The organism is Blastococcus sp. CT_GayMR20, from assembly GCF_004570345.1.
This window is the reverse complement of record NZ_SPQM01000177.1, coordinates 1-8,080: the sequence shown is the minus strand read 5'-3', so window position 1 is coordinate 8,080 and position 8,080 is coordinate 1. Positions and strand designations below refer to the sequence as shown.

Sequence of the window (8,080 nt, the reverse complement as noted above, 5' to 3'; positions counted from 1 at the left end):
GCCCGGCCGGAACGCGCGAGTGCCGCGATGCCACGACGGCTCCGGCGCCGGCGGCGGCGAGCAGCGCCGTCGCCGTCCAGGAGTCCCCGGGGTCGGCTCCGGCCGCGGTCGCCAGGCCGCCGAGCGTCCCGACCGACGCCGCGATCCCGGCCAGCACGCGCGCGACCGGGGCGAGCGCACGACGCAGGGACCGGGCGGCGACGAGGTTCCCGGCGGAGACGGCCAGCGCGGCGGCGACACCCGCCGGACCGGTGAGCACGTCGCCGGGGAGCCAGAGGAACGGCAGGGGCTGGGCGGCCAGGAGCGCGACCAGGGGCCAGGTGGCCGTGCTGCGGGTGAGCCGGCCCAGGAGCAGGCCCGCGGCGACGACGACGGCGCAGGACACCACCCACCACCACCGCAGCGGGATCTCCTCGATCCGGAACAGTCCGAGTGCGCGGGCCGCCGCCAGGTCCACGATGAGCAGCGCGGCACCCGCCGCGGCCAGGGCCTCCTCGGTGGCCCGCAGCTCACGGCGGGCGGTCCATGCCGACACCCCGCAGGCCAGCGCCGTGATCGTGAGCATCACGCCGGCCTGGAAGACGAGACCGAACCGCGTCCAGGCGACCGCGACGAAGGTGATGGCGGCCGCCACGACGAGCAGGGCCCCGAGCCCGAGGAGCACCTGCTGGGGGCTGATGCGCCGGCGGGTGGACGGCGGGCGCCACGGCGGGGGAGGAGGGCCGGCCACCGGCGGTGGGGAGACCGGCGGCGGGGAAAGGACCGGAGCGGGGGCAGGAGGTGGCGCCCAGGCCGGAGGGACGTCGGCCGGGCGTGGCGGGGCGCCGGCGGGGACCGGGGCCGACCAGGGGGCCGATGCCCGGAGGGTGGCGAGCAACTCCTCGCGGTCGCGGGCCAGGTCCGTCATCGTCGAACCGATCCGGGCCACGACGACCGCGGCGTGCTGGGCACCCGGCAGTCCGCAGGCCGGGCACGGTCCGGCGCCGATGTCGCCGGTCGGACGGCCGCAGACCGGGCAGGGCAGCCCCCACACGCTCCCGGACGGGTTCATGTGCGCATAGTGGCGCCCCGGCGAGCGGAACGGGGCAGTTCTCCCCAGCGTGCCGTCCTCCCGGGTGATGCCGCCGATGTCACCCTCCGATTCGGGGTGGGAATGCCCGGGGAGCGCCTACCCTGGGCTCAGTGATCACGACGACCGGCCTCGAGCTCCGCGCCGGCGCCCGCATCCTCATCAGCGATGCCACCCTCCGCGTGCAGCCGGGCGACCGGATCGGGCTCGTGGGCCGCAACGGCGCCGGCAAGACCACGACGCTCACCACCCTCGCCGGTGAGCGCGTCCCGCATGCCGGGAAGGTCGAGGTCTCCGGCGAGATCGGCTACCTGCCGCAGGACCCCCGCAGCGGTGACCTCGACATCACCGCCAGCGACCGCGTGCTGTCCGGCCGCGGCCTCGACGTCCTCCGCAACCAGCTGGTCAAGGCGCAGGTCGCCATGGCCGAGCCGGCCGACGACGCCGAGCGCGACAAGGCGGTCCGTCGCTACGGCCGCCTGGAGGACCAGTTCGCCGCCATGGGCGGGTACGCCGCGGAGAGCGACGCAGCCCGCATCTGCACCAACCTCGGCCTGCCCGACCGCGTGCTCGCGCAGCCGCTCCGCACCCTCTCCGGTGGTCAGCGCCGCAGGGTCGAGCTCGCCCGCATCCTGTTCTCCGACGCGGAGACGCTGCTGCTCGACGAGCCGACCAACCACCTCGACGCCGACTCGATCACCTGGCTGCGCGGGTTCCTGACGAGCCATCGCGGCGGGCTCATCGTGGTCAGCCACGACGTGGAGCTGCTCGAGGCCGTCGTCAACAGGGTCTGGCACCTCGACGCCAACCGCGCGGAGGTGGACGTCTACAACCTCGGCTGGAAGCGCTACCTGCAGCAGCGGGAGACCGACGAGCGTCGCCGCAAGCAGGAGCGGGCGAACACCGAGCGGAAGATCGACACGCTGAACGCCCAGGCCGACAAGATGCGCGCCAAGGCCACCAAGGCCAAGGCCGCCAAGAGCATGGACAAGCGGGCCGAACGGTTGGCCGCGGGCCTCGCCGACGTCCGCGTCCAGGACAAGGTGGCGAAGCTCCGGTTCCCGACGCCGGTGCCCTGCGGCAGGACCCCGCTCATGGCCGAGGGCCTGTCGAAGAGCTACGGGTCCCTGGAGATCTTCACCGACATCGACCTCGCGGTGGACCGGGGCACGCGCGTCGTCGTCCTCGGTCTGAACGGGGCGGGGAAGACCACGCTGCTCCGGATGCTGGCCGGCACCGAGCTCCCGGACACCGGCGAGATCAAGCCGGGGCACGGCCTGCGGGTCGGGTACTACGCGCAGGAGCACGAGACGATCGACATGGACCGCACCCTGCTCGAGGTGATGCGGTCGGCGGCGCCCGACAGCACCGACACCGAGCTGCGGCGCATCCTCGGCGCGTTCCTCTTCTCCGGCGAGACGGTGGACCAGCGGGCCGGCACGCTCTCCGGCGGCGAGCGGACCCGGCTGGCCATGGCCACCCTGGTCGTCTCCGGCGCCAACGTGCTGCTGCTGGACGAGCCGACGAACAACCTCGATCCGGCCAGCCGGGAGCAGGTGCTCGAGGCGCTGCGCACCTACCAGGGCGCGATCGTCCTCGTGACGCACGACGAGGGTGCCGTGCACGCCCTCAGCCCCGACAAGGTGATCCTGCTGCCCGACGGCACGGAGGACTCCTGGAGCGAGGACTTCGCTGACCTCGTCTCCCTAGCCTGACCGTTCTCGTTCGTGTCGCCGCACGCGCGGGGGTGGGTGATCATGAGTCCTCGGGATGCCGCGTCAGTGGGGCGGCGGCACCCAGTGAGACGGACTGCCACACCGGGCCGGCTCGGCCGACTCAGCCCGGTGCGGCATGGGCCGGCGGCTGACACGGAGGGGAGTCATGGCCGACTCGAGCACCACTGCGGATCTCGGCAAGGGCAAGCGCATCACCGGCGGGGACAGGTCGTCGCTGGCCGACGACCTGCGCAAGCGCTACGACGGCGGTGAGAGCATCCGATCCCTGGCCACCTCCACGAACCGCTCCTACGGGTTCGTGCACCGGCTGCTCTCGGAGTCCGGGGCGACACTGCGCAGCCGCGGTGGGGCCAACCGGAATAGTAAGAAGGCGTGAGCGTCTTCTCCTCCGAAACCTCCGAAACCTCCGAGGCCACCGGCTGGGTCCGCACCCGGCAGGACGGCGCCGTCCTCACGGTCACCCTCGACCGGGCCGACCAGCTGAACGCGCAGACGCCGGCCACCTGGACGGCGCTCGCCGCGGTCGGCGCATCCCTGCGGGACGACGTGCGTGTCGTCGTCGTCCGTGGCGAGGGCCGGTCGTTCTCCGCCGGGCTCGACCGGAGCCTGTTCAGCGCCGAGCCCGGGACGACGGGCGGGCTGGGTGACCTGGGCCGCCTCGACGCGGCGGAGGCGCAGGAGCGCATCCGCGGCTACCAGGCCGGGTTCCGGTGGCTCCGTTCGCCCGGCATCGTCTCGATAGCCGCGGTGCAGGGCCACGCCGTCGGAGCCGGCGCGCAGCTCGCGCTGGCCTGCGACCTGCGCGTCCTCGCCGACGACGCGCAGCTGCGGCTGCCCGAGGCGACCCTGGGCCTGGTGCCCGACCTGACCGGCACGAGCACGTTGACCCAGCTCGTCGGCTACTCGCGGGCTCTGGAGATCTGCCTGACCGGTCGCGCGGTGAAGGCGGCGGAGGCGCAGGCGATCGGTCTGGCGAACGTCGTCGTCCCGCGGGACCAGCTGGACGCCACCGCCGCCGACCTCGCCGCGGCGGTGACCGCCCCACCGGTCGCCGCGAGCCGGGCGACGGCCGCGCTGGTGCGCTCGGCCGTCCGCAACGACGACGAGACACAGGACGCCGCCGAGCGGGCCGCACAGGTGCTGCGGCTGCAGGAACTCGTCGGAGGTCGCTGAGACACTCCTCCGGAACAGCCCGGTCGACGACGGTGTTGGCCGGGTGACTGGGAGGAGGCGGTGTTGGACGTGAGCAATCCCATGACCTCCATGGCCGCGATGCGGTCGTTCCGGAGGGACCCGTCGGTGACGGGCCGGGAGCTGCCCAAGGGCACGGTGCGCCGGATCCTGGGGATCGCCCGTCCCTACCGTCGCGAGCTGACCTTCTTCCTCACCCTCGTGGTCGGGTCCTCGCTCATCGGCGTGATCACACCGCTGCTGGCCGGCGACATCGTCAACCGGATCGCGAGCCTCGACGGAACCGCAGGCGACATCGTCCGGATCGCCCTGTTCATCGCCGGGCTGGCCGTCCTGGACGCCGCCATCTCCCTCGGCACGCGCTGGTACTCCGCCCGGATCGGCGAGGGCGTCATCTACGACCTGCGCAGCCGCGTGTTCGAGCACGTGCAGCGGATGCCGGTCGCCTTCTTCACGCGCACCCAGACCGGGGCGCTGGTCAGCCGGCTGAACAACGACGTCATCGGCGCGCAGCAGGCGTTCACCTCGACGCTGTCCGGTGTCGTCTCCAACGTCATCGGTCTGGTGCTCACCGCCGGCGTGATGCTCACGCTGTCGTGGCAGATCACCCTGCTGTCCCTGGTGCTCGTGCCGCTGTTCGTCCTGCCCGCCCGCCGGATCGGCAAGCGGCTGCAGGAGATCACCCGGGAGTCCTACGGGCTCAACGCCTCCATGAACGCCTCGATGACCGAGCGCTTCAACGTGGCCGGGGCGCTGCTGGTCAAGCTGTTCGGTCGCCCTTCCGCCGAGGCGGACTCCTTCCGCGGACGGGCCGCGCGGGTCCGCGACATCGGCGTCCTCTCGGCGATGTACGGCCGGTTCTTCTTCACGGCGCTGACCCTGGTCGCGGCGCTGGCGACGGCGCTGGTCTACGGGCTCGGCGGCTGGCTCGCGTTCACCGGCTCGCTCAGCCCCGGTGACGTCGTCGCGCTCGCGCTGCTGCTGTCGCGGCTGTACGGGCCGCTGACCGCGCTGGCCAACGTCCGCGTCGACGTGATGAGCGCGATGGTCAGCTTCGACCGGGTCTTCGAGGTGCTCGACCTCACTCCGATGATCGACGAGGCATCCGATGCCGTCCCGGTGCCGGCCGACGACCGGTCGATCGAGTTCGACGCGGTGTCCTTCAGCTACCCGTCGGCCGCCGACGTCTCGCTGCCGTCGCTGGAGGAGGTGTCGCTGCCGGAGCACGGCGGGCCGGTCGACGTCCTCCACGGCGTCTCCTTCCGTGTGGAGCCCGGCCACCTCGTCGCCCTGGTGGGGCACTCCGGCGCCGGGAAGTCGACCATCGCCAACCTGGTGCCGCGGCTGTACGACGTCACCGACGGCGCCGTCCGGGTCGGCGGGCTCGACGTGCGGAAGGCGACGCTCTCGTCGCTGCGCGACTCCATCGGCGTGGTCAGCCAGGACGCGCACCTCTTCCACGACACCATCCGCGCCAACCTGCTCTACGCCCGGCCGGAGGCCAGCGAGGACGAGCTCTGGACGGCACTCGAGGGCGCGCGGATCGCCGCGCTCGTGCGCTCGCTGCCGGAGGGTCTGGACACGGTCGTCGGCGACCGTGGCTACCGCATGTCCGGCGGGGAGAAGCAGCGGCTGGCCATCGCACGGGTGCTGCTGAAGGCGCCCGGCATCGTCATCCTCGACGAGGCGACGGCGCACCTGGACAGCGAGTCGGAGGTCGCGGTGCAACACGCCCTCGACGCCGCGCTGACCGGCCGGACGTCGCTGGTCATCGCGCACCGGCTGTCCACGATCCGGAGCGCCGACCAGATCCTGGTGGTCGACGGCGGTCGCATCGCGGAGTCGGGCACGCACACCGAGTTGCTGGCACTCGGGGGCCGCTACGCCGACCTGTACCGGACCCAGTTCGCCGACGGCGAGCGTCGAACGGTCGAGGTCGCCTGAGCACTACCGTCACTCCCGTCCCAGCAGTGAACGAGGAGAGCCCGCGTGACCGAGCTTGCGAGGTCGCGCCATGGACGCAGCACCCGGCGGCACGTGCCGACGAGCGCCAGCGAGGAGAGCACGTGACCCAGTCCCACCCGTACGACGCCCAGATCAGCGCGCTCTACCACCAGTTCATCGACGGCTGGAACCGGCGCAGCGGGGCAGCGGTGGCGGCCGGGTTCGCCGACGACGGGGACATCATCGGATTCGACGGCAGCCACCACCGGGGGCGGCTGTCGATCGCGGCCGACCTGCGCCAGGTCTTCGGCAGCCACCAGACCCCGGCCTACGTGGGCGTCGTGCGGTCGGTCCGCCCGATGGCGGAGGGGGTGGCGGTGCTGCTCGCGCACGCCGGCATGATCCCGGCCGGCAGCAGCGACTTCGATCCCGACCTGCACACCGTGCACACCCTGGTCGCCGTGGACGAGGGGGGTGGCCGCTGGCGCATCTCGCTGTTCCAGTCGACGCCGGCCGGCTGGCACCAGCACCCGGAGGCCCGCGAGGCGCTGACCCAGGAACTGCGCGGGCTCCTCGCCCCCCAATGACCGTTCTCGCTTCCGCCGCCCAGTTGCGGGGAGCCACCCGCCGGCCCGTTCTGCTGGACGTCCGCTGGGCGCTCGGCGACGAGCGCGGCCGCGAGCGCTACCTCGAGGGCCACCTGCCGGGCGCCGTCTACGTCGACCTGCCTTCCGAGCTCGCCGGCCCGGCGAGCCCGGACGCGGGACGGCACCCGCTGCCGTCGGTGCAGCGACTGCAGGCCGCCGCCCGACGGTGGGGGATCAGCAGCGGTGACCCGGTGGTCGTCTACGACGCCTCGGGCGGCCTGGCCGCCGCCCGGGCCTGGTGGCTGCTGCGCTGGGGTGGCCTGACCGACGTCCGGCTGCTGGACGGCGGACTGGCCGCGTGGCAGCGCGTCGGTGGCGAGGTGGAGGCGGGCGACGTCGTCCCCGAGCCCGGCGACGTCCTGCTCACCGGCGGCGGGATGCCCGTGCTGTCGATCGACGAGGCGGCCGCCTGGCCCGCGTCCGGCGTGCTCCTCGACGCGCGGGCCGGTGAGCGGTACCGCGGTGAGGTCGAGCCGGTGTACCTGCGGGCAGGCCACGTCCCCGGCGCGGTCAGCGCCCCGACGACGGAGAACCTCCGTGCCGACGCGACCTTCCGGCCGGCCACCGAGCTGGCGGAGCGGTTCGCGGCGCTCGGGGCCCAGCCGGGCAGGCCGATCGGTGTCTACTGCGGTTCCGGCGTCACGGCCGCCCACGAGGTGGCGGCCCTGGCCGTCGCCGGCGTCGAGGCCGCCCTGTGGCCGGGCTCCTGGTCGCAGTGGTCGGCCGACTCGGGTCGGCCGGTGGCCACCGGCTCCTAGTCCTGGTCGCCGGTCGCCGAGCGGGTCGCGTCGACGACGACCTGCTCGGACTGCATCACCCGGGTCGAGCCGCCGTACCGGGCCACGTCGGCCACGACGCCGCCGGAGACGTTGAGCGCCACGGTGAGGTCGTCGGAGGGACCGATGGCCCGGATGTCGTACGGCGCGGTGATCGGCCGGCCGTCGACGACGAGCTCACCCGGCTCCCCGTCGACGAAGCTCGATACGACGATGCGGACGTCGTCGACCTGGATCGCCTCCGCGCCGGCACCGCGGAGCTCCTGGATGGCGTCCAGCAGGATGCCGGCGGTCACCGCACCCTCCGGGTCCTGGACGGTCACGCGCACCCCGGGCCCCGTGGCCGGGACGGACCCGTTGAGGACGGCGATCGCCTCGGCCCGCTCCTGCGCCTCGGTCAGCGCGCGGCCGGACTGCAGCTGTCCGCTGCCGAGCTCCTCGAGCGACTGCCGGCGCTCGGAGATCTGCTTGCGCAGTTCCTCCTCCTGCGAGTCGAGGTCGTCGAGGATGCGGACCAGGTCGTCCTCCCGCGCGCCGACGAGTTCGGTCGGCACACCGGAGTTGCGGATCTGGACGGTCAGGCCGAACCCCAGGGCGATCGCGAGCGCGCCCGTGGCGAGCGCCGGCCCCCAGCGCCTCCGCCGGGACGTGCCCGCGGCTGACGCTCCACCCGAGGTCGAGGCTTCGGCGGGAGGTCCGTCCGGGGCGGTATCGGCT

General features: G+C 73.6%; 7 protein-coding genes and 1 pseudogene. 6 read left to right on the top strand and 2 right to left on the bottom strand.

What is annotated here, in order from left to right; all coding sequences use genetic code 11:
* Positions 1-1,051 (bottom strand): annotated as a pseudogene (locus E4P40_RS24415) (hypothetical protein); the annotation flags it as partial.
* Between the two features lie 131 nt (positions 1,052-1,182).
* Here E4P40_RS24415 and E4P40_RS24410 point away from each other — a divergent pair.
* The 6 genes from E4P40_RS24410 to E4P40_RS24385 all read left to right on the top strand — a co-directional run bounded on the left by E4P40_RS24410 (position 1,183) and on the right by E4P40_RS24385 (position 7,345).
* Positions 1,183-2,784: an ABC-F family ATP-binding cassette domain-containing protein gene (locus tag E4P40_RS24410; RefSeq protein WP_135160958.1), complete on the top strand. Its 1,602-nt coding sequence runs from the start codon at positions 1,183-1,185 to the stop codon at positions 2,782-2,784.
* 166 nt (positions 2,785-2,950) lie between these two features.
* Positions 2,951-3,181 carry a helix-turn-helix domain-containing protein gene (locus E4P40_RS24405; protein ID WP_135160957.1) on the top strand — a complete coding sequence of 77 codons (231 nt, stop codon included), beginning with the start codon at positions 2,951-2,953 and terminating at the stop codon, positions 3,179-3,181.
* Positions 3,178-3,978, top strand: coding sequence for an enoyl-CoA hydratase/isomerase family protein (locus E4P40_RS24400; RefSeq protein ID WP_135160956.1), 801 nt, complete (start codon positions 3,178-3,180; stop codon positions 3,976-3,978). The genes E4P40_RS24405 and E4P40_RS24400 overlap by 4 nt, the downstream gene beginning before the upstream one ends.
* A 69-nt stretch (positions 3,979-4,047) precedes the next feature.
* Positions 4,048-5,940: an ABC transporter ATP-binding protein gene (locus tag E4P40_RS24395; protein ID WP_245160560.1), complete on the top strand. Its 1,893-nt coding sequence runs from the start codon at positions 4,048-4,050 to the stop codon at positions 5,938-5,940.
* A gap of 122 nt (positions 5,941-6,062) precedes the next feature.
* Entirely contained in the window at positions 6,063-6,527 is a 465-nt protein-coding gene (locus E4P40_RS24390) for an SgcJ/EcaC family oxidoreductase (RefSeq protein ID WP_135160954.1), read from the top strand.
* Positions 6,524-7,345 carry a sulfurtransferase gene (locus tag E4P40_RS24385; protein ID WP_135160953.1) on the top strand — a complete coding sequence of 274 codons (822 nt, stop codon included), beginning with the start codon at positions 6,524-6,526 and terminating at the stop codon, positions 7,343-7,345. The genes E4P40_RS24390 and E4P40_RS24385 overlap by 4 nt, the downstream gene beginning before the upstream one ends.
* Here E4P40_RS24385 and E4P40_RS24380 read toward each other — a convergent pair.
* Positions 7,342-8,080, bottom strand: a 739-nt coding sequence (locus E4P40_RS24380; protein ID WP_135160952.1) for a DUF881 domain-containing protein, incomplete at its 5' end; no start/stop codon positions are given. The genes E4P40_RS24385 and E4P40_RS24380 overlap by 4 nt on opposite strands.

Coding starts and splice junctions, on each gene's coding strand:
- E4P40_RS24405 (WP_135160957.1), top strand. CDS start 2,951: ATGGCCGACTCGAGCACCACTGCGGATCTCGGCAAGGGCAAGCGCATC.
- E4P40_RS24385 (WP_135160953.1), top strand. CDS start 6,524: ATGACCGTTCTCGCTTCCGCCGCCCAGTTGCGGGGAGCCACCCGCCGG.